This window comes from Bartonella sp. AA83SXKL (genome assembly GCF_042196965.1).
Classification (GTDB): domain Bacteria; phylum Pseudomonadota; class Alphaproteobacteria; order Rhizobiales; family Rhizobiaceae; genus Bartonella.
Genome location: NZ_JBHIRG010000208.1, coordinates 1 through 366, shown reverse-complemented (window position 1 = coordinate 366; position 366 = coordinate 1). Strand labels below are relative to the sequence as shown.

Annotated in this window: 1 pseudogene; it reads right to left on the bottom strand. The window is 39.1% G+C overall.

The window, feature by feature from the left end:
- Nucleotides 1-366 (bottom strand): annotated as a pseudogene (locus ACFINO_RS10645) (tryptophan--tRNA ligase); the annotation flags it as partial.

Sequence of the window (366 nt, the reverse complement as noted above, 5' to 3'; positions counted from 1 at the left end):
TTTCCCCTATCAGCGCCTTTGGAAGAGGGAAAAAAACTTGTTTTTTTTCCTCACCCATTTGCATTGTAACAGAAAAGTTTAAATCTACAATACGCTGTGCATAATCATTATTGAATTTTTGAGCAATATCACGGGTGAGTTCAACATGCTGTTTTTGATCTTCGCCCACTGGAACATGTGTGGCACGATAGAGTAAAATATCGGCAGCCATCAGACTTGGATAAGCAAAAAGTCCAAGGGATGCTTTTTCACGATCTTTTCCTGCTTTATCTTTAAATTGTGTCATACGTTGAAGCCAACCGATACGCGCAACACAATTTAAAATCCAAGCGAGTTCAGCATGTTGAAAAACACGGGATTGATTGA